The organism is Microbacterium sp. AC145 (assembly GCF_979258505.1).
This window is the reverse complement of sequence record NZ_OZ409859.1, coordinates 2960747-2980883: the sequence shown is the minus strand read 5'-3', so window position 1 is coordinate 2980883 and position 20137 is coordinate 2960747. Positions and strand designations below refer to the sequence as shown.

At 63.1% G+C, this 20137-nt stretch carries 16 protein-coding genes and 2 pseudogenes; 4 read left to right on the top strand and 14 right to left on the bottom strand.

Annotated elements, in window-relative coordinates; all coding sequences use genetic code 11:
* The first annotated feature begins 1735 nt into the window (after positions 1 to 1735).
* Positions 1736 to 1972, top strand: a complete 237-nt coding sequence (locus ACZZZN_RS14300) for a hypothetical protein (protein WP_463505802.1) — start codon at positions 1736 to 1738, stop codon at positions 1970 to 1972.
* A gap of 73 nt (positions 1973 to 2045) precedes the next feature.
* Positions 2046 to 2456, top strand: a complete 411-nt coding sequence (locus ACZZZN_RS14295; protein WP_463505801.1) for a DUF1428 domain-containing protein — start codon at positions 2046 to 2048, stop codon at positions 2454 to 2456.
* A gap of 6 nt (positions 2457 to 2462) precedes the next feature.
* On the opposite strand, the gene ACZZZN_RS14290 is transcribed toward ACZZZN_RS14295, so the two are convergent.
* From ACZZZN_RS14290 to ACZZZN_RS14275, 4 genes and pseudogenes are all read right to left on the bottom strand, one after another.
* Positions 2463 to 2846 carry a hypothetical protein gene (locus ACZZZN_RS14290; RefSeq protein ID WP_463505800.1) on the bottom strand — a complete coding sequence of 128 codons (384 nt, stop codon included), beginning with the start codon at positions 2844 to 2846 and terminating at the stop codon, positions 2463 to 2465.
* 212 nt (positions 2847 to 3058) lie between these two features.
* Positions 3059 to 4453 carry an ATP-dependent nuclease gene (locus tag ACZZZN_RS14285; protein ID WP_463505799.1) on the bottom strand — a complete coding sequence of 465 codons (1395 nt, stop codon included), beginning with the start codon at positions 4451 to 4453 and terminating at the stop codon, positions 3059 to 3061.
* 188 nt (positions 4454 to 4641) lie between these two features.
* Positions 4642 to 4875, bottom strand: a pseudogene (locus tag ACZZZN_RS14280) (AAA family ATPase); the annotation flags it as partial.
* Positions 4876 to 4999: 124 nt separating this feature from the next.
* Positions 5000 to 6001 carry an SDR family NAD(P)-dependent oxidoreductase gene (locus tag ACZZZN_RS14275; RefSeq protein WP_463505798.1) on the bottom strand — a complete coding sequence of 334 codons (1002 nt, stop codon included), beginning with the start codon at positions 5999 to 6001 and terminating at the stop codon, positions 5000 to 5002.
* Between the two features lie 429 nt (positions 6002 to 6430).
* Here ACZZZN_RS14275 and ACZZZN_RS14270 point away from each other — a divergent pair, with 429 nt between their 5' ends.
* Positions 6431 to 8428, top strand: a complete 1998-nt coding sequence (locus ACZZZN_RS14270) for an HsdM family class I SAM-dependent methyltransferase (protein ID WP_463505797.1) — start codon at positions 6431 to 6433, stop codon at positions 8426 to 8428.
* On the opposite strand, the gene ACZZZN_RS14265 is transcribed toward ACZZZN_RS14270, so the two are convergent.
* The 4 genes from ACZZZN_RS14265 to ACZZZN_RS14250 all read right to left on the bottom strand — a co-directional run bounded on the left by ACZZZN_RS14265 (position 8425) and on the right by ACZZZN_RS14250 (position 13572).
* Positions 8425 to 9360, bottom strand: a complete 936-nt coding sequence (locus tag ACZZZN_RS14265; protein ID WP_463505796.1) for a MamI family restriction endonuclease — start codon at positions 9358 to 9360, stop codon at positions 8425 to 8427. The two genes, ACZZZN_RS14270 and ACZZZN_RS14265, sit on opposite strands and share 4 nt — an antisense overlap.
* Before the next feature lie 222 nt (positions 9361 to 9582).
* Entirely contained in the window at positions 9583 to 10800 is a 1218-nt protein-coding gene (locus ACZZZN_RS14260; RefSeq protein ID WP_463505795.1) for an McrC family protein, read from the bottom strand.
* Complete coding sequence (locus tag ACZZZN_RS14255; protein ID WP_463505794.1) at positions 10797 to 12944, bottom strand: McrB family protein; 2148 nt, start codon at positions 12942 to 12944, stop codon at positions 10797 to 10799. The genes ACZZZN_RS14260 and ACZZZN_RS14255 overlap by 4 nt, the downstream gene beginning before the upstream one ends.
* A 127-nt stretch (positions 12945 to 13071) precedes the next feature.
* Complete coding sequence (locus ACZZZN_RS14250; protein WP_463505793.1) at positions 13072 to 13572, bottom strand: MarR family winged helix-turn-helix transcriptional regulator; 501 nt, start codon at positions 13570 to 13572, stop codon at positions 13072 to 13074.
* A 90-nt stretch (positions 13573 to 13662) separates the two neighbouring features.
* Here ACZZZN_RS14250 and ACZZZN_RS14245 point away from each other — a divergent pair, with 90 nt between their 5' ends.
* Positions 13663 to 14592, top strand: a complete 930-nt coding sequence (locus tag ACZZZN_RS14245; RefSeq protein WP_463505792.1) for an NADP-dependent oxidoreductase — start codon at positions 13663 to 13665, stop codon at positions 14590 to 14592.
* 369 nt (positions 14593 to 14961) lie between these two features.
* Here ACZZZN_RS14245 and ACZZZN_RS14240 read toward each other — a convergent pair.
* The 6 genes and pseudogenes from ACZZZN_RS14240 to ACZZZN_RS14215 all read right to left on the bottom strand — a co-directional run.
* Positions 14962 to 15108, bottom strand: a pseudogene (locus ACZZZN_RS14240) (HNH endonuclease signature motif containing protein); the annotation flags it as partial.
* Positions 15109 to 15397: 289 nt separating this feature from the next.
* A complete protein-coding gene (locus tag ACZZZN_RS14235) occupies positions 15398 to 15760 on the bottom strand; it encodes a hypothetical protein (RefSeq protein WP_463505791.1) in 363 nt (120 codons plus the stop codon).
* Positions 15702 to 16265 carry a hypothetical protein gene (locus ACZZZN_RS14230; RefSeq protein ID WP_463505790.1) on the bottom strand — a complete coding sequence of 188 codons (564 nt, stop codon included), beginning with the start codon at positions 16263 to 16265 and terminating at the stop codon, positions 15702 to 15704. The genes ACZZZN_RS14235 and ACZZZN_RS14230 overlap by 59 nt, the downstream gene beginning before the upstream one ends.
* A 97-nt stretch (positions 16266 to 16362) precedes the next feature.
* Complete coding sequence (locus ACZZZN_RS14225) at positions 16363 to 17256, bottom strand: metallophosphoesterase (RefSeq protein ID WP_463505789.1); 894 nt, start codon at positions 17254 to 17256, stop codon at positions 16363 to 16365.
* A gap of 40 nt (positions 17257 to 17296) precedes the next feature.
* Positions 17297 to 18328, bottom strand: coding sequence for a LacI family DNA-binding transcriptional regulator (locus ACZZZN_RS14220; protein ID WP_463505788.1), 1032 nt, complete (start codon positions 18326 to 18328; stop codon positions 17297 to 17299).
* Positions 18325 to 20118, bottom strand: a complete 1794-nt coding sequence (locus ACZZZN_RS14215) for an ABC transporter permease (protein ID WP_463505787.1) — start codon at positions 20116 to 20118, stop codon at positions 18325 to 18327. The genes ACZZZN_RS14220 and ACZZZN_RS14215 overlap by 4 nt, the downstream gene beginning before the upstream one ends.
* Between the last annotated feature and the right edge of the window lie 19 nt (positions 20119 to 20137).

Genomic DNA, 20137 nt, shown 5'->3' with positions numbered 1-20137 from the left:
CGGGGCCCTTGTCTGTACCTCTACGGAAGATGTAATATAGCCTTAACGGGACCCCTATAGAGGTACCTTCCATCAGATCGCATCAGTTCCTGACGAAAGCTTATACCCTCCCGTTCCTCGAAGGCAAAGATTAAGGAAGTGGGCCATGGTAAACCCGCTAGCGCAGGCAGTGAAGCGAGACTCGTGTCCTCTCCGGCGTTCATTCGTTGAGCGCCCGGAAGGGAGTACCGACCTCACGCCACTAGCAACTCTGCTTCGCACCGCAGGGCAGACCGGCGGAAAAGGTGGCGGTTTGCGGATTACGCTTCTAATGTCCTTGATTTGGGTGACAGCGCGACCACCGTATGTTACCAATCGGGTGGCTCCCTATTGGGCGGAGTTGCTCGGCCGAGAGGATCCTGGCGGCACAGGGGCGCGCGCAATCCGCGATGCGCTCCACGACCTCGCTGATCGAGGGTTGATCCAGCTGCGTAGTGCGGGGTCCAGGTTAGAGATCGCGCTCTGCAACGAATCTCGGCCAGAGGGTGAAAGTGGAGAACCTATTCCTTACCTTGCACCTTACGGTCTTGAGCAGTACATCCCAGTTCCCCGATCCTTTTGGGTAAGTGGTCTTGCGGGCGAGCTCTCAGGTGCTGGGGTCGCTATGTACTTGTGCTCTTTGGCGTTGACGCGGACTGATGACCCTGAGTTCTTCATCGCTGGAGCCCACTTCGACGAGCGTTACGGGATTTCTCGTTCAAGCCGCAAGCGAGGTCTCACTGAACTGATGGAGCGGGGTGTACTGACTGTTCGCGTCGAAGAATCCCTAGACTTCAACACTCATCGACGACTCAGGCGCAATGTCTATCGCCTCGCGAAAAGGTACCGACAGCCTGAAGCATGGGCTGGGCCGAGCTCGAACGATGTCGCAGCTCTCGAAATCGAGGAAGGCGCGCGGGGAGATGCTGCGATTACTCAAGGTGGTACCACTTCATTGCCCGACGGAGAATTGCTAAGGCTTTTGATCGCTTCGTTCCGAGAGAATTTAAGCAAAGACGGCAAAGATTTGTGAGAGAGCGACGCTACGTATGCGACGACTTGATGTGCCGGTCGCGGAGCCGTCGGGGATGCCTTAGGGCTGAGGCAAAACTCGCGGAGTATCCCGTCAACAGGACCGTACATCCGGTGCGACTGTTGTGAATGAGCCGATTCTGTGGTAACGTCTGCGACAGAGATCATGATCTTTAGTTCTTCGGATTCTTGCTTAGCGTCCAAAGCTGAGTGAACCACAAAGGGAAGCCAGGCGATCAAGCCCGTGCACATTGATGCGAACTAACGGGCTCGCCCCGCAGGAACGAAATGCCAGCCGCTGGGGGTCCAATCCTCAGCGGCTGGCCTTTTATTATCCGTTCCCGATCGATGGTTCGCCCGTTGGGGGGACTCCACTCCTGCGCGCCAATCGAAAGACAGCATCTTTGCGTGCAACGAAGTTCGCGTCACCGGCAATCGAACGTCGTACCGGCGTGACACCGGTGAAGCCGCATCGGAATGCTGGAATGAAGCCGCGTGGCAGTGCGTACTCGAGAGCGTTCGCGCAGCCATCGACGCCCGAACCTCCAATGCGTTGATGTTAGAACGAGCCGTAGAATCTGCTGCCGTCGCGAAGTAGACGTCGTGCCACTGGCGGCCCTCGAAGGTGATGGACCTCGTAGAGGTGCTGCTCGGTAGAGGCCTTCGCCGCCCGTCTGCCCTCGACGTGACCGCCGCCGAAGACGAAATCGGACCTTCGTTGACCGAGCTGCTCGCGGTTCTTATCCGTTCCTTGGGCACTGGTCGGACCGCCCGCGGGCACGTGCGGGCGGACGTGGATGCCGACGCGATCGCCGACCAGGTCATCGCCATGGCGTCGTACGCGGCACTGATCGGTCAGCCGTTGAGCGCGGAGCGGGTCGAAGAGACGGTCACGCGGCTGCTGCGGGGGATCGCGCGGTAAGGAACGTCTGGTCGGGTGAGGCCGGCGCTGGATACCCTTGCCCTGTACTCGACACCGAGGACGGGAGCTGAGCATGACATTCGCTGACATCACGGTCGTTCCGGTGCCGACGGAGCGCAAGGCCGCCTACCTGGACTTCTCGAAGCGCATGGCCCAGGTGTATCGCGATCATGGGGCGACCAGCGTCGTCGACTACTGGCAGTCGAGCGAGTCAGCCGACCAGTCCGACTTTCACGCAGACGGAGCGTCATTCGAATCGGGCCAGTTGAAGAGCATCACCGACCTCGCGGGGGCGAGCGCTGAGGAGTCCATCGTGGTTACAGTGACGACCTGGCCGTCACGCGAGGTGCGTGACCGAGGCGCCGCTGCCGCGACGCGAGATCCACGCGTGACCGAGACGCTCGATGAAGAGCCTGTGTTCGACGGCGGGCGCGTGATCGCTGACTGCTTCGAGGTCGCGATGAAGGTTCAGCCGAACGACTGACGGGGCTCAGCTCGGGGTGCAGTGGGCGACCATCGCGTCGGTCGCCGTGCGCAGCTGGGCGGCTGCCGCATCCATGCCGCTGACGTCGCCCGTGACGGCCTTCTCGGCCTCGGTGGCGTACGCGTCGATGCTCGTCGTCCACTCGTCGCGGAGCATGACGAACTCCGCGGGACCGTCGATACCGCGGATCTTCTCGGCTACCGCTCTGACCTCACCGAGCGCCGCCTGCGCGGCTTTGGGAGTGGGTGAGCTGAAGCTCTCGAGCACGCCGGCAACCTGCACGGCCTGACCTGCTACCTGACCGCAGGCTGCGAGGGTCGACGCCTGCGAGCATCCGGAGAGGAGGAGGATGCCGACGGCGAGCGACGCGAGCGCGGGGAGCTTCTTCATGGGAGTCAGGGTAGCGAGAGGAGATGTGAGGGCTATTGCTGGCCTAGCTATGGTTCTGCGGTACACGAGGGCGCGATGGCATTCAGGGTTTCGGGTAAAGGAACTTCCAGGCCCACATTCAAGTAGTCCGGATTCGGCTGATGCGCCGCGGATGGGGCTAGGACAGAAATCGGACCAATGCGACCGGGATCGTTGTCTCGGTGAGGCTGCACTCAGAGCGGCGAACGTTCATGGTCGTCGACAATCTTGCGGAGTCCGAGATCGAGCGGCTTCACAGCACGAGGGAGGTTCTTAGTTGCACCGAGGTGCTCTCGCAGGAGTGCGGACGGCAGGTGTGGCTTCGCTTTAGATGAGGACCTCCGTGTTGAGTTCCACCCCTTGGACCCGAGCCAGGAAGCCATCTCCTCGTAGCCGGCGGCGCCCTGCGCGTAGCGTTCCGCCGTTGCGCGATCGACCTGATTGCTAACATCGGGGCCGAGCAACCTTGCCAGCCCCGATTGGCCAACGGCGTCGAGTAAAAGTCCCTCTAGATCGGAGGCGAGGACGAAGGCGTCCCACTCCGCGAGCTTCTCGTTTAGCTCGGCCTGCTGCTCAAGCGCCGCTTTAAGGTTGGTGATCTCCCTGTCCGCGATCTCGTGCAGAACTCGCTGTTCGTCCTGCGTGAACCGTCGATCCTTTACCTTGAGGATCTCGAACAGCTTGCGCCTACCGGTACCGCCGGCCTTGTGCACACCGTCCTTATCCGTGATCACGTAAGCGCGGACATCGAAGACCTGAGCGAGGTTCAGAAGGTGGGGGATAGTGTCGATACTTGAGGCTTCGATGACGGCGATGCCCATCGCGTAGTGTCCGCCGGCTCCTCCGGTGATCCGCTCGAGCATGTAGTCCACGACCAGTTTGTCGCCATACCCCTCGACGATGATGACGGCGTTCGCGAAGACCAGCTCGCTGTTTGCGGCGTCGCAGTACCTCGTGAGGCGACCCTCGTCGGCTTCGGTGAAGTCCTGCCGCTTCGCCGTGTAGGTCACCCCGCCAGGGCTGAGCGGGAGTCTGACAATGCGGCTCACCGAGAACGAGTCCACGAGGACTGGGCTGTGGGTCGTGACGAGAAGTTGCGCATCGGCAGATATCTCGCGCAGGATCTTCGCCATCGCGCGCTGCGTCTGCGGATGAAGGAAAGCCTCAGGCTCCTCGATAACAAACACGACATTGCCTGCTGTCTGCTTGCTGCGAGAGGCGACGTAGCGAAGGATCCCGAGCACCATCGCCGACTGAAATCCGGTACCGCGCTCGGCGATGGACACCTCGATCTCGTCCTTGCTCGTGATGACCGCCTGCTGGAGCATGCCGCGCAGAGCATGCCTCGAGTCGGGGAGCTTGATGCCAAGGTCGCGTTCGCGGAATGGCAGTTCCGCTGCCACCGCGTCCACCGACTCTGTGAGAACCTTGTGTACGAGCTCCTCGACGGGCTGGATCGCCTCTTCAAAGTCTCTCTGAAGTTGGGTCTTGCGAGAACTTCCCGTTCGCACGAGGACGCCCTCGAGAGTTTCGTACAGGCGCAGCATCGACTGGTCGCTCTCGCCCTCGCCAGTCTCGCTAACACGCACCGATGGGATCTTGACGAAGCTGAACGATTCAAGGACGCGATCATAGAGTTCGCGCGCCCGCGTCGAACGTCGACTTGCGTGGTAGCTGATGCTGCCGGTACGTGAGCAGGAGATCTTGATCCAGAAGCTCCCCGGGTGATCGCGTCATCGAAGAAGTCAGCCTCGTCGTCAGTGAGGCCGGAGAACTGCACCTGGATGCTAGACATCATTCGAGGTCCACCATGGGTGTAATAGTCGTGCAATGGCTTGAGCCGCTGCAGATCTTTCTTCGCCGGATCGCTGAAGAATGTTTCGAGCAAACGGAGCAGTGAGGACTTTCCAGCGTTGTTCGGGCCGGCGATCAGCTGAAGGTTGGGGTCGATCTCCAGGCTGAGCTTCTCGAAGCCCAGGAATCGCTCGACGTCTACTCGGTCTATGTGCACGCATCGAACTTATCGACGAGCTCATCAAACGCGGCGGATGGTCGCCTACGGCGTGTTCAGCACACAAATCAAAGGAAGAACGCCCCTGCCGTTCGGGTCGGCAGGGGCGTGGTCATCGGGGTGCTTACTGCACCGACCATCCACCGTCCGATGCCAGCACAGCACCGTTGATGTTCACGGCGTCGTCCGACAGCAGGAACGTGATCGACGCGGCGAGGTGCTCGGCGGTCGCGACCGTTGGGATCGACTGCTGGAACGGGGCCAGGCGACCGGAGCCGTACTCCGACATGTTCGGAGGCATGGGGATGCCGGTGGCGACGCCGCCCGGTGCGACGGAGTTCACGCGGATGCCCTTCGGTCCGTACATGAACGCAGCAGACTTCGTGACGCCGATGATGCCGTGCTTGCTGGCCGTGTAGGCGTTGCCCGACGAGTTGCCGCGCAGGCCCGCTTCGCTGGAGACGTTGAGGATCGAGCCGCGGCCGGCCTTCTCCATGATCGGCAGCACCGCGCGCATGAGCTTGAACGGGGCGGTGAGGTTGATGGCGATGACGCGATCCCAGACGGCATCCGTGGTCTCGCCCGCGGGGGAGAAGTCGTCGTTGATGCCGGCGACGTTCGCGAGAGCGTCGATGCGGTCGCCCGCGGCGGCGATGACGGCGTCGATCGCGTCCTGCTTGGTGAGGTCACCGGCGACGGTGGTGATGTCGGCATCCGGCAGCTCGGCCTTCAGGGCGTCAAGCTTGTCGGCGGCGATGTCAGAGGCGATGACGCGTCCGCCTTCGCGGGCGATGCGCGATGCGGTGGCCTTGCCGATTCCGGATGCTGCGCCCGTGACGATCACGGTCTTGCCGGCGAAACGCCCGGCGGTGGGCTTCTCTGTCCAGCCCTCGGGCTCGTCGGCCTCGGGGATCTCGCCACCGTTGGCTGCGCGCACGAGGTCATCGACGACCGACTGCGGGAGTGCGCCCTGGCTCATCGCGACGAGCTGCTGTAGCGGCAGCCCGAGAACGGGGGTGAGGAGCTCGGGGTCGGCGCCCGTCTGCTCGAAGAGTGCGCGGATGAGTGGCCCGCCGGTCGGGTCGTTCAGCCAGTCGCCGATGGTGGAGTGTGCGGTGAGGGCCATGGTCGAGCTCCTTGAGGCTGGGTTTCGCAACGGTGCGTCTACTTATCGGACAGTATACGCCTCCATCGGGAACGAGACATTTGTGCTCCGCGTGAAACACAACGATGCATCGCACGCTTGGTGACTCGAGAACCCGAGTTGTGGCCCTGAGGCCGAACCGGGCTGGCACAACTCCCGAACACGCAAGCCTTGCCTCAAGCTGCATCGAGGGCGAGCAACCGTCGCAAACAAAGGCATCCATCTCGCCCGCTTCCTCACCTGCCCAGGGGAACTGGGGGACAGATGCTACCGTCGACGTGGTATGGCCGAGCTCGAGCAGCGTCAATACTGAGGACGGTCGCGATCGTGGAGACGGCCCGGCTGCGCTGATGCCTCAAGATCGTTTCCTGGTGACTATGGTGTCGGGGCCCCGAAGTAGAATCGAACACTGTGACGATCGAAACTGCCTCAGCCTCGCTTCCCGAAGACGTCTCACCTCCGTTGCTGGGATCTGCGGGCAACGCTACGGACAGCGAACTCGCACTCGCGGCGCGCTTCGACGAACTGCACCAACTGCTATATGTGCGCGGCGGTGTTCGACCCACAAACGCTGCAATCGAAGAGGTTGGCAAGCTGCTCCTGCTCCGGCTCTGGCTCAGCAGAGATGAGGAAGCCTCCGTTGGAGGTGTGCGTCTTCGTTCCTTGTTTAATGGACTGGTCCCGAACGCGGATGTGGTCAAATCTACGAAAGAGGCGTTCACGCGCGTGCTTCATGAGGACCAAATGTCTCTTCGTGCAGCGGACGGGTCGAAGCGCCCTCTCTGGCCCTATGACGAACCCTTCCGGCTCTCCGAGCCCGTGGTGCTGCAAACGGCGCTAACGCTGGTTGACGACATCCTGGCGAGCGGGACGCGAGTTGCGGATCCTCTGGGTACTGCTTTTGACGCGTTCCTGAGTGGTCGATACGACCATTCGGGTGGTCTGGGGACGTTCCTTACTCCGAGCTCGGTGGCTCGCATGATGGCCGAGGTCGTGCTCGAACTGCTGCCCAGTGAGGCTTTGCAAGAAGTGACATCTCCGATGATTGCGGACCCGTTTTGTGGAACGGGCCGATTCCTCGTCGCTGCGTTCGACGCCGCTGAGGAATCCGCCCGAGGCGCTGACCTGGGCGGGCTCCTCAACGGGGGAATTATTGGGGCTGACCAGTCAACCACCGCCGTCGCAAAATCGGGGCTGAATCTTTTCCTGTACGGGGCGCTTCGGCCAGCCATCTACGTTGTGGGAGACTCGATGACCGATCCGGGTCTCGCAGCACTACGCGGAACCCTTGCGGCGGTGCTGACTAATCCTCCGTTTGGGGGGGGCAAATATGACGACCCAGCTGGCATCCGACAAACCCAAACGCTCTTTCCAAGCGTGCGCCTCGGAACGTCGATTGACCCCGCGATCGCCGGTCTGGCACTCTCGCTTGATCTCCTTGGACCGGGAGGCGTCCTTGGCATCGTTCTACCTGAGGGTGTTGTAAACGGACGGCAGTTCAAGGACATCCTCGCGAACCCCGAGTTCCACGTTGTCGCCGCGGTCAGCCTGCCCACGGTTACCTTCGCGCTGAGCGGCACGGTCGCGAAAACCAGCGCTGTCTTTATTCGAAAAGTTCCCCGCGGAGCCCGAACGCTGCTCGCGCGCGTTGATCACGTGGGATTCCTGAAACAGGGGGGCAAGGCTGTTTCCGACCCGCAGGGCAGCGAGATCCAGGCGATGACCGCTGGCCTGTTGAAGGGGCTCCGATCAGCCTTCGTCGGAGACGGTATTGAGAACCTCTCGAGTCATCCGCTTGTTGCATCTGTGCCATCGAATGGGCTAATGAGTGTTGACCCAAACCGCCTGGATCCAGAGTCCGTTCGATCTCGTCACGAACTCTTGGCGGCAGGCGGTGTTCCCCTCGGGAGGTACTTGACCACGGTGAGTAAGCGCCGAGTCAAGAGAAGCGAGCGCGTCCCTTTCGTTTCTGTCCTCCATGTCGACGCTCATGGGGCGATCGACTGGGACGAGGCAAACAACTACCGTCCCGTGACGTCCGGCCAATCTGCATGGGCTGGGGATATCCTCGTATCGCTACTCAACCCGAGCAAGCTTCGAGCTGGGGTGGTAAGCCCTGAGGCCGAACTGGTGGAATGTTCGGCTGAGTTCGGTGTCTTCCATACCGTACACAATCCTTACGCAATCCTTGGCTTGCTATACAACCCACGTGTCCGCGCACAATTACGTCCGCTCGGCAGTGGGACTTCAAGTTCTCGCCGACGAATTGTGGCTCAAGACGTATTGGACCTGATTGTTCCGGCCCTCTCGCCCAATGAGTTGGTCATCTTGGGTGACCGCGTAGGATCGCATGTAAGGGCGATAGAGGCGGGTCGCACCAGCCTAACTGGGCTATATGATTCGATCTAGCGATCTGAATTTTCGCTATCGGTCGCGTGTTCGATCTCCTGCTCGGTGGCGCTGACGATGTCGCTGACGTTCGAAGCGCCTAGCTCAGGGAACAACTGATGGATGACTCTTGCGTCGGCTACAAGGTCCCCCGCATCAGTTAGGTTGCTCGGGCGCTTAGGATCGCCCCACTTTTTTGCCTTTGTTCTCCCCGCCACAGGCAAATAGCCCTCCACAAGCGGCTTGTGCCACGTCACCCGAGGGTGCTCGCGGTCGTCTAGGCTCAGTCGAGCATCGAACAATAGCACGTCAGCGAAGTCCAAATTGCCAAGGGTATTGACGACAATGTCGTCGTCGTATCCCACGGGCGGGTGAAGCTGAAGATTGTACTGGTCTCCAGAACGTTGAGCGACGTAGCGCTGGATGAGATCTCGCCATGCAGAGTCTTGTTGTGCGTCCAGGCACCAGGCGCGTATCCGGAATGGCACCGTATCCCCGGTTGCCTCGCCGAGGGGTCTGTCGACAAGAAGATAGAACAGGTGGGGCGAGCTGAGATAGACCTCCGAGTTGGTCGCCATGCCCCGTGCGCGACGCTTCACGTCGTCAGCAAGCTTCCCCATATTGTGGTTCCATCGGGGTCGGTCGACGCCCGAAATATTTGCGGCGCTCTTCACTTCGCTACCGTCAGCAAGGTCGTCTCCCTTGCCGCGGAACCCTTGACCGGGCTCGCCCAGCACAATTGAAGCGACGAATTGTGCGATATAACCTGAATCGACCTGTGCGGATTGCCCTGTCAGAGCTGCCCACTTCTGAAGAGTTACATGCGCGCGACCAAACAGATCGATGAACAGTTGCTCCAATAGCTTCACGCGCTGGTCGATCTTGAGCGGCCGCAGAATCTCTCGCCTAGCGGTTATGCCGGATCGGATCGCTGCGGTGACATCGTCCTTCATAATTCCAGTGTATCGGCGGTAGTACCCGTTGGCATGGGTTGCTCAGCGGTCCTCGCGCTGAAGAAGGCGGTCGGCGGGTGGTCGGATTACCCCACCGATCATTCGTCCGGGAGGTTGGGCTCTGGACCTCGCCGCGGACGTCGCATCGAGCCGGCGCTCAGTCACGACTCAGCGGTGCCAGTTGTTGATTGACTGTTCTTGAAGCGGCACGCAGCTGACGCCTCAAGTTGCGCCGACGCCAGCCGGGCGAACGAGCACGCGTCCCAGATCTGCGACCCGCCCCACGACCTCCTCCGGCCCCCCGCTCACGTCGACAGCGTGGGCCACCACCACAGTCCCGGTGGCCGCGATCTCGTACCGCCGCGGCTCCACATCTCCTGACACGTAAAGCAGATGCACCTCAGACACGTGTGCCGTGACCGCGTACGCCAGTCCTTGGTAGACGTCGGCGTTCGGCGGAGAGCCGTCGCTCTCGCCCCACACCTTGTACTTCGTGTCCGCCACAGTGACAACCCGGCCGCCGCGCGAGATAACGATGTCCGGCCGCATTCGCACTTTCCCGCCGGTGTCTAACCGCCACTCCGACACCTGCAGATCGACCTCGAACCCTTCGGGCTTCAGCGTCGCCCGGAGCACCGACCCGACGAAGTCCTCGTACACCTTCGCGACGTTGAGCAAGAACGCCGAGCCGGAACTCGCGCCCTCTGTGTGCGCCCACGATGTCGCTTCGAGGATCCATTGCGCGAGGCGAAGCGCCGGCTGGTAATGCCCGTTCAGCCGGGTCTCCGCCGGCAAGGTCACCCGACCGCCAGCCCGCAGATCAGAGATCTCGGAGAACATCCCCAGCAGAGGGCCGAGTTCATCGACGACGTGAGGGGCCAGCTGCTCAAGCCGCACCAGCGCGCGCAGCGCGGCCTTGACGATTCGATTCTCTGCGACGTCCTCGGTGTAGTCGTCGTACGTCAGCTCTACCGGCACCGGGATGCCCGGCCGCGCCTTGAGTTGCCGCGCGACATCCCATCGCCCGCGGATCACCGTGCCCGTCTCCTCGACCGACACGTATCCCTTCAACAGTCCTCGCCCTGTCGCCGCGTTGACCCCCTGGATCAACGCCGATGCCAGGGCCGAGGGTAGGTCCTGATCGGCCTCGAATGCGAACGTCGCGTGGCTCAGGTCGGCCTGCACGCCCGAGTACGACGCCATGAAGATCAGGCTCCGCAGCGGCGTCTTCGGCCGCACGACCAGCCGAACTTCGTCTAGACCAACGACGCCCACTCGCGTGACGTCGGTGATGCGCCAGATTCCCGCATCTCTGGTCGGAGACACTCGGCAGAACTTCAGCTCCTGTAGACGGACTGCCTGCGACGTGCTCAGCGCGACGAATGACTCGCCCTTCTCAGCGATCTCCTCGACGCGAACGCCGAACGTCGTCGATCTCATGTCCCAGACGCTGCCACCGCGGCATCAGAAGGTCCCAGACCGTCAAGCAGCGCCTTCAGCCCGTACTTCGCGTGCACATCGACGCCGGTTCCGATGTGCCGCTCTTCGAGCAACGGCAGGATGCTCTCTTCCCACACCGCGTGCAGGTCGTCCACGCTCAGATCGTCCGGTCGCAACAGATGGCTTGGGCCCACGCGGTCTTCGCGATCGCGGATGCTTGAGTTGAGGCGCTCGAACAGCTCAGCCACAGGAAGACTCTGCGGGTGGTGTGTGGCCCAGCGAACGAGGATGTCCTTCACCGGCGCGACATCGGGGTGCAGCTCGAAGAACGAGAAGCGGCGGCGCATGGCCGAGTCGAGAAGGGCGATCGAGCGATCCGCGGTGTTCATCGTGCCGATGATCAGCACGTTTGCCGGGAGCGTGAACGACTTGCCCCCGTCATCACCCGAGCCCGCATACAGCACGTCGATGGCGTCATCGCGGTATTCGAGCAGGTAGTACAGCTCACCGAAGACCTTGCTAATGTTCGCACGGTTGATCTCGTCGATCATCAGCACGTGCGGCACATCGGGGTTCTTGCGCGCCTCGTCAGCGATCTCGCGCAGCGGACCCCGCGTCAGCGAGAACGACAACTGGCCCGCAGTATCGGTCACTGGCCGATATCCGGCGAAGAAGTCCTCGTACGTGTACGAGGGGTGGAACTGGATGCGCTTCACGACGCTCCCCGGTTTACCGAGGCGGTCCGCGAGGGCCCGGGCGACGTAAGTCTTGCCGGTTCCGGGCGGGCCATAAAGAATTACCTGTCCCCGACGGTGCAGCGCTTTCGTGGCCTTAACAAGCCACTCCTCATGCAGATGAGTCGCGGCGGCGAGCGCGGTCGTGTCGACTTCGCTCGGAAAGAAGCCGCGGGGGTGTGATCGCGCGTCGGTGCCGCTGGATGCCGTCGGTTCTTCATGCAGCGGCTCGATGACCGCTGCATCCTCCGATTGCCAAGAACTGCGCAAAGGCTCGTCGTACAGATTTACAGGCTTGCCCTCCTTCGTCTGCAGCGCGATGAGGATCTGCTGCAGATCGGCGTCAGGGTCGTCGGAGAATGCTCCGCCGATCTCGCCGATGAAGGCCGAGCGAATACGCGAGCGGTGGTCAGGAGCGACGATGGGCCCGAAGAATCCCGGATGCACCAAATAGAGGAGGGCATATCGCTGCGTCGGGAAGGCGTCGCCTGTGGTCATGACGACATCTCGCCACGCGTTGGGGTTGCTGAGCGCGTCCGCTTGTGCGTCATCATCGAGCCTGGTCCAGGCGAGTAAAACGTCGAGGATGACAGTAATGGCACGGTTGATATGCGTCTGCATCCCCTGCCCTGGATTGAAGGCGCCACCGCTAAAGGCTTCGTCGAACACACGCGGGATCTGTACCGGGTGATCCATGAGGTCAAGTATCGTCTGCACACGCTCACGCTTCTTCGCGTGTCCGATGATCCAACCGATGGGCAGAACCTGGAGAGCGATCACCTCTGCCATAAGCAGGCGCTGATCATCCGTTGCTTCGGCAAACTGCAGCTGAAGGTTGCCGATGAAGTTCTGCCCATCGGTTCGCTCGGCTGAGGCCCAAAGTGCGTGGACGTCGTGGATATTCTGCGCTGACCAAACCTCCCGCCCCGGCGCGAACGCAGAGAGCCCTTGTCGGAGACCCTCTTGGACGATGACGTCCGCGGCGGCAAGTAGCCGCCGCTGCGACTTGTCGGTAGGGAGCCAGTTCTCTCGCAAAGACCTGGTTGTCTCGTCTCGCACACGCACGCGCTCGGTACCGCTGATCCGCTGAGCCTCAACGAAGAGGTCGTCGCCGGGATACTCATCGAGCGCCGCGATGCCCGACTTGGTGATCGCCCACTCGCCAGCGAGCGACGGATTCTTCCTCAGCCAGCCTGGTGCGATGAACTCCGAGCTCGCGAACCGCCAGTTCGTGTCACCGCGTGCTAGCCCCTTCGTGTTGAGCTCAGCTTCGTGCGGCGTAAGAGGCACCCGTGCGAGCGAGGTATCCCAAAGATCGTTGATCGACACATAGTCACCGTCGGGTGCGCGCTCCGCGAGCACCTCCATCGCGACTCGGATTCGTTCCGCAGTTCTGAGTTCGTTCACCATCGGTCCCCCGCAGTTGCCCGTCACATGCTCGTTCGTCGTTCACCATATCTTTCCTCCGTGAGGCGGTTACGAGCGAGGCGCGGGCGCGTCTCGATGCGCGTGTTGTGCGCTGGACGAGACTATTTGCCTAGGCTCTTCTCTGCCGCCGCGGGGTAGCGCTCCTTGGCGGTTCCGCCCGCAGATGCCCGCTGACCTGCGTCATCACCCGCGCGAGCATCTCCACATCCCCCGCACTAAGGGACTCGAACAGATGCACTTTCACGGCCTCGATGTGCCCCGGGAACACCTTCGCCAACAGATCCCGCCCTTCGTCCGTGATCGCGACGATGGTGCTGCGCTCATCTTCCGGTGACGGCCCGCGCGTGACGAGCCCGCGCTCCTCTAAAGACTGCGCCTGATAGGTCAGCCCACTTCGGCTGTACACGACGCCATCCGCAAGGTCCGTCATCCGCTGTGAACCATCCGGCGCATCGCCGAGCCGCGCGAGCAGCTGGAACTGCACGTAGCTGAGCTTGCCGACGTCGCGCAGCTGCTTCTCGACCGCATGCCGCAGCAGGCTGCTCACCTCGGTGAAGGCGAAGTAGGCCGCGAGCTCTGTCGGGGACAGCTGAGGGGGTCGTGTGCTCATGGATCCAGTATATGTGTTGCTTCGAATTCGAAGCAGTGCTACCTTCAACTTGTTACTTCGAATTCGAAGCACTTGACGAGAGGAAAGATCATGAAGGCAGTACGGTTCCACGAAGTGGGCGGCCCCGAGGTTCTGCAGTACGAGGAGGTCGCCCAGCCCGTCCCGGGCGCCGGCCAGGTGCGGCTGCGCGTCGCAGCATCCGCTTTCAGTCCCGCCGACAACGGCATGCGTGCGGGATTCCTGCCGATCCCGGTAGTGCTCCCGCACATCCCTGGCTACGACGTGTCAGGAACGATCGACGCCGTGGGCGACGGAGTTGACGGCTTCGCCGTGGGTGACGCGGTGATCGCGTTCCTGCCGATGGCGACCGACGGCGGAGCGGCTGAGTACGTCGTCGCCCCGGCGGATGCGCTCGTCGCCGCGCCGAGCAGCGTGCCGCTCGCGGATGCCGCAGGGTTCCCCTCGGTCGCGCTGACCGCACGTCAGGCGCTGTTCGACGACGGCGGCCTCGAGGCGGGGCAGCGAGTGCTCATCGTGGGTGCCGGCGGAGTCGTCGGCAAGTACGCGATCGCCCGGGCGAAGCGTGCGGGCGCCTACGTCATCGCGACGGCCAGCCCGCGGAGTGCGGATGCCGTGCGTGCAGCGGGTGCCGACGAGATCATCGACCACACCGAGACCGAGATCCTGGATGCCGTCACCGAGCAGGTAGACCTCCTGCTCAACCTTGCGCCCATCGAGCCGGACGAGTTCACCGCTCTGGTGCGACTTGTGCGCGACGGTGGAGTCGTGGTGAGCACCACTGCTTGGATGCCGGCGCCGGATGACGCTGGCCGTGGTGCGAAGTCCGTGGTTGTGTTCGTTCGGAGTGATGCGGAGAAGCTTGCTGAGCTCGTGTCGCTGGTCGACAGCGGGCTGCTCGCCCTGGAGGTCACGCGGCGCATCCCGCTGACCGAGCTTCCGGCGCTGCATGCGGAAGCAGCTGAAGGGCCGATCGCGGGCAAGGTCATCGTCGTCCCGTAACGATCGGCACTTCGATCGCCACATTGGCCCCGGCCGGCAGTGTTCGCGTATCCGGGGCCACGCCGCGACCAGCTGTGTCAGTCGAGCGCAGCACGCTGCTCGGCGTAGGCCGCTCGGACCCGCACTCGGATCTCCTGAGCTTTCCTCGTCGGCTACGCGCATGAGTTCCAAGAGCTTCTTGTGGTGGGCCCAATGCTTCTCCCACAGCTCGGCGCCAGCGGCCGCTTCGAAGTCGATCTTTGTCGGAACGCCGCGGTCCTCGTACTCCTGCAGTCGCGCTATCCGCTCCTCGATGTCAGCGACGCCCCGAGCCGTAGGCGATAGCCGAGCGGTGCTGCGCATCCAGGTGAGCCAATGCTTGTTGCCCTTGCTCTGGTTACACTTTCCGCACGCGGGCACAAGATTGTGGATCTCAGAGATGTACCCCGTGGGCCGCTGGCGCTCCACGAGTGGGCGGAGGTGATCCCACTCCGTACTCGTGTCGCCGCAGTAGGAGCAGGTCACGCGTTCGAGCATCCCGAGAATCTTCAGGGCTTCCCGCACTTCGGCCTCCGTCGGAACCACGACGGGAATGACGCCGTTCACGAACGAGTTCGTGATGCTCGAACTGCGTCCGGTGATGCGCACTGGCTTCGGCATGGCGAACTGGCCGAAATACGTGATGGCGATAGCGTCACCGTTGGTGGCTGCAGGGGTGTCGCTCACTCGTGGGGCTCGTCCTTCGAACCGCGACGCCTGAACGTGCGCCCCGCGAGGCCTGCGAAGGATCCTGCGATCTCCTTCACACGGTCTACGCGATGAACCCTCAGAACGGTTCGATGTCGTCAAGGTCCGCCAAGATCTCCTCGCTCAACTCGCGAGTAAGTCCAGCAATGGATCGGAAGGCTCGCGCGTGGAGCGCTTCGAATTTTTCCAAGAGCGCGTGATTTTCTTCGACCGAGAACTCCTCGGCTAGTTTGAGCGAGCCCGCGGGCCTTTTTCTATAGACCTGGAACCTGAACGGCGGAATGCCGTCTTCATCGCGAGTCTTGATGTAGTACCGAAACTTCTCTGTCTCGGCCTTGTACTCCGTGGGCTCGCTCGACTCAGTCCACTGAAGATCACCCGCGTCAGTTCTGGCCAGGAGCTTGTCGAGGACGGAACCAAGTTCGCTTTTGCTGAGTGCCACTTTCGGACCCCTTCTGAAGTGAGGCAGAAAAACTGGCTGCCTCCAAAATGACCTTACCGATGCTCTGCCTTGCTGCGCGTGAAACGCTGACAACGTCCACAGCGCCTCCCTCGTAGAGCGCCTCCTTTGCGGTTCTCGCCTCGCCCACGCTCGCCTCGATCAAGTCCACCAGTGCGGCTCCGCTGAGGGTCGGCGATGCTTTGAGGTGTCCGTGAATCCTTTGTGCCTTGCGCGAGTAGTCCGCGAGGGCGATCCCGACCTTGTCCGGCTTGGTCGTCTTTACTGCCGCGTCGAGAGCGTCTTCGAGGCGCTCTAGATCCGGGAGAAGGACCAGGAGATCGTTAGAGATTAAACGCCGCCCAAGGGCGCGAGCGGACTGAGACGTGGCATTGGCGGTCCTCACGAGCTGCCAAATAGCAATCCCGAAACCGAGAATCGCCACGGCCAGCTGAAGGCCGCCGAACACGTCCGAAGGCGTCCAGACGTAGACGCTGGTCTCATGCACAGCGCGATCATAGCAAAGCTCGCGTGCGTCATACGCGAACTTGACTTTCAGCTCAACCACTCAGACCGCGTCGCGTCCCGCGACGCATCTGACCCGCTCAGGGGACGGTGGAGCGCTCCCGCCAAGAGATCCCGCGCCCCACGATCCGCCGCCCGGCCTCGTCCGCCGCCACCGGCTCGCCGACATCCGCACCGACCTCGAGCCCGACGACCGAGTGGACGATCGTCCCGTCGTACACGTGCACGAGGTTGTACCCCTGCGACGCATCATGCCCGCGGGTGGCTCCGACCGGCTGAGCCAGATCCTGACCGTACGCGCTCGATGACGCGGCCGACACGGGGATGCCCGCGAACGTGCCGAACGATGGGTGATGCACATGCCCCGACAGGATTCCCCGCACATCCGAGCCAGCCAGCACCGCCGCCAGCGAAGCCTGCTCACGCAGCTCGACCGTGACCGCGAGGTCGAGCACCGTCGGTAGCGGCGGGTGATGGATCAGCAGCAGCGAACCCTCCGGCGCTGGCACAGACAGCTCGGCTGCCAACCACGAGAGCTGCGCCTCATCGACCCGCCCCCAGTGGTGCCCGGGAACCGTCGAATCCAGCACGATCACCCGTATCCCCCCGAACCACCGCACCTCGACCACAGCATCCGAAGAGCCGCCGGCAAGCCCCAACTCCGCCCGCATCGCCCCCCGCTCGTCGTGGTTGCCCATGGCCCACACGACTTCACACCCCAGCGCATCCACCGCCGGCGACACCAACTTCCGCAACCGCCGATACGACGAAGCATCCCCCCGGTCAGCCAGATCCCCCGTGAACAGCAGAGCATCAGGGCGAAGCCCCGAAGACACCAACCGCGACAACACAGAAGCCAGGTTCGCATCGGCATCCGCCCCGCTGCCATACAGCGGCGAGCGTTCACCGGGAAGGTGCGTATCGGAGATGTGCACGAAGGTGTGCGATGGGCGAGAGTGTTCGGTGAGGATCATTTCTCTTCCAGTGAGACGACGAACAAGTACAGGACAGAAGTCAGATGGCCGCGGCAGTCGACCCGGGCACGAGGGTTCCGACGAACGGCTGCCGCACGGTCTCGGAGGAATCCGGGTCAGCATCAGAACTCAGCAGCCGCTGCATCGTCTCGACAGCCGCGGCCGCAACGGCCTCGACCGGAATCCGCAGCGTCGTCAGCCCCAGCAGGTCGGCACCGGGGAGGATGCCGTCGCACCCCGTCACGCTCACATCCCCGGGCACAGACAGCCTCGCAGCACGCAACCCGCGCATGACCGCGAGCTGCCGATAGTCCGACGCGCACATCACTGCCGTGGCCCCATTGCGCACGGCATCCAGCGCCTCATCCACTCCATCGGTCGGCGCAGCCCCCGCAGACACCCGAGTCACCGAAGCCCCACCGGCGATCAACGTCGACTCCATCGCCGACGCCCGCAGATGCTCAGCGAAGGAGACATCCTCCGCGCCAGAGAGCACCACCACCCGCCGGTGCCCCAGCGACAGAACGTGCGAGGCCAAGAGACGCCCGTGCTCCGGATCGTCATAGTGCGCGGTGTGAATCCGCTCGGCCGTCTCGACCCGCCCCGCGCGCACGATCGGCACCTGGTCGGCGAACGGCTCGAGCTGTGCGGCCGTGATGCCACCCGTCGCGACGATCAGTCCGGCGACGCGCATGCCGAGCAGCCGGTGCAGCGCGTTGACCTGCTCGGCTCCCTGCACGTCGGCGCCGATCGTCACGGTCACCAGGTCGAGGCCACGCCTGTGCGCTTCATCCTGCAGCCGCGAGAACAGCAGACCGTAGGCCGGGTTGCTCGCATCGCGCAGCATCAGCCCGACGGTGCCGGTGCGGCCGGCGGCAAGCTCGGCGGCCATCGTGTTGCGCACGTATCCGAGGCGCTCGGCCTCGGCGAGGATCCGCTCCTGGGTCTCAGGAGCGAAGCGCCCCTCTCCCTTCAGCGCCCTGGTCGCGGTCGCCCGCGAGACTCCTGCAGCCGCGGCCACATCGCTGACCGTGACGCGCAGCCCCGGCCCGCCGGGCTCCGACGAACTCACGCGCGCGCCTTCTTGGCCTTGCGGGGCGCTCCTGCGCGCGAACCTCGTCCATACACGAGATACATGGTGACACCCATGATGATCATCAGCAGCACTGTGTAGACGAACGTGATCGGCATCGCGTCGAGATTGTTCTCGCCGCGCGTGCTCTCTTGAATCGCCACACCCAGCGGCTTGAACAGCGGGTGGTAGAGGAAGATCGCCGCGTCGTAGTCGTCGAGCAGGCTGTTGAAGTTCAGCGCGGTGATCGCCGCGGCCGTCGGCAGCACGAGCGGCACCAGCACCTTGCGAAACGTCGTGAGCGACTTCGCCCCGAGGATGCGTGAGGCGTCTTCGAGCGAATCGGGCACCGACGCGAACCCAGCCTTGAGCAGGCGCAGCGTGAACGGGATCTTCACGCAGATGTAGGCGATGAGCAGCAGGATCGGCGTGCCGGTGAGCACGAACCCGCCCACGATCGCCCGCGGCTCGTCGAAGGCGGTCACGAGGGCCAGCGCGATCAGCACGATCGGCAGGATCCACGGGATGTGCAGCACGTACTCGATCGCAGTGGTGAGCAGGTTGCGGTGCTTCTGCAGCATCCGCGCCACGAACAGCAGGCCGCCGACCACGACGAGCGACGCCACGGCGCTGTAGACGACGCTGACGATGAACGGACGGATCGCCTCGGCGCTCGAGAACACGGTGATGTAGTTGTCGAGCGTGAAGCTGTCGAGGGTGATGGAACCGGCGAGGATGCTGCGCGCATCGACGAACGAGAAGATCACGATCAGCACGACAGGGATCAGATAGATCACCCACAGCAGGTAGGCGATGACGTGCACGACGACGTTCGCGAACGGGTTGCGGATCTTCTGCTTCTGGATCGGCGTCGCCACCTTCGCGACCGAGAAGTACACGCCCGACTTCTCGAAGCGGTTCATGATCGCGAGCAGGATGATCGTCGCGATGCCGAGCACGATCGCCAGCAGGGCCGCGATGTCACGCGTGATCGGGCTGCGCGAGAGATCGATGATCAGCGGCGCGACGGTCTGGAAGTCAGGCCCGCCGAGCACGAGCGGAGCAGTCAGCGCGCCGAGCCCGATGAGGAACGTCAGTACCGTCACGGCGAACAGCATCGGCTTCATCACCGGCAGCACGATGCGGCGCAGGATCGTCCAGGTCGAGGCGCCCATCAGCTTCGCCGCCTCGATCGACGCGTAGTCGACTTTGCCGAGGGAGGACGAGAGGAACAGCATGTGGTTCGTCGTGGTCGCGAAGGTCATCACGAAGACGACGGCGAAGTAGCCCGAGAACCAATCGCGGTCCATGTCGGGCCACACGTTGACCATCATGTTCGTGAAGAACCCGAACCGGCCGTAGATGAAGTTGTAACCGGCGGCCAGCACGATGCCGCCGTAGATCAGGGTGGTGGCATAGCCGAGCCAGAGGATCTTCGCGCCGCGCACCTGGAAGTACTTCGTCACCAGCACGATGAACACACCGACCACGTTGACCGTGATCGACAGCGTGACCGCCAGCAGGAAGCTGTTGCCGAGCGTCTTCAGCGCGCGCTCGCTGCCGAACAGCTTCTCGACGGCGCGGATGCTGAACTGCCCGTCGGGGAAGAAGGTGACGCCGAGCAGGGCGGCGTTCGGCAGCACGAGGAAGGCGGCGGCGAACCAGATCACGATGATGCCCGTGATCCAGGCGAGCGGCGAGCGCAGCATCGCCTTCACGCTGCCGGGGCGCCCTCTCTTGCGGATCCGCGGTCCCGCCGTCTGACCCTCGACGACAGCTTCGGTCGTCAAGGAGCCGGCTTCTCCGGTC